Annotated in this window: 3 tRNA genes; all 3 read right to left on the reverse strand. The window is 53.3% G+C overall.

Features of this window, described 5'->3' with window-relative positions:
• Window positions 1-74: transfer RNA gene (locus SAZ04_RS22155), tRNA-Arg, on the reverse strand.
• A 6-nt stretch (window positions 75-80) separates the two neighbouring features.
• Window positions 81-169 (reverse strand) — tRNA-Leu (locus SAZ04_RS22160).
• Between the two features lie 24 nt (window positions 170-193).
• A tRNA-Gly gene (locus tag SAZ04_RS22165) sits at window positions 194-265 on the reverse strand.
• Window positions 266-270 lie beyond the last annotated feature (5 nt).

A 270-nucleotide genomic window follows, 5' to 3' on the forward strand; every position in this document is an offset into this window, starting at 1 on the left:
TGCGCCCTGAGAGATTCGAACTCCCGACCTTTTGATTCGTAGTCAAACACTCTATCCAGCTGAGCTAAGGGCGCATTTTATGGTGCCGAGGGCCGGACTTGAACCGGCACGGTAGTCACCTACCGCAGGATTTTAAGTCCTGTGTGTCTGCCAATTCCACCACCCCGGCAGGACTTATTGCATATGATACGTAAGCGGAAGACGAGATTCGAACTCGCGACCCCCACCTTGGCAAGGTGGTGTTCTACCACTGAACTACTTCCGCATTGG

The sequence above is a fragment of the Halalkalibacter lacteus genome, from assembly GCF_036663595.1.
GTDB classification, from domain to species: Bacteria; Bacillota; Bacilli; order Bacillales; family Bacillaceae_D; genus Halalkalibacter; species Halalkalibacter lacteus.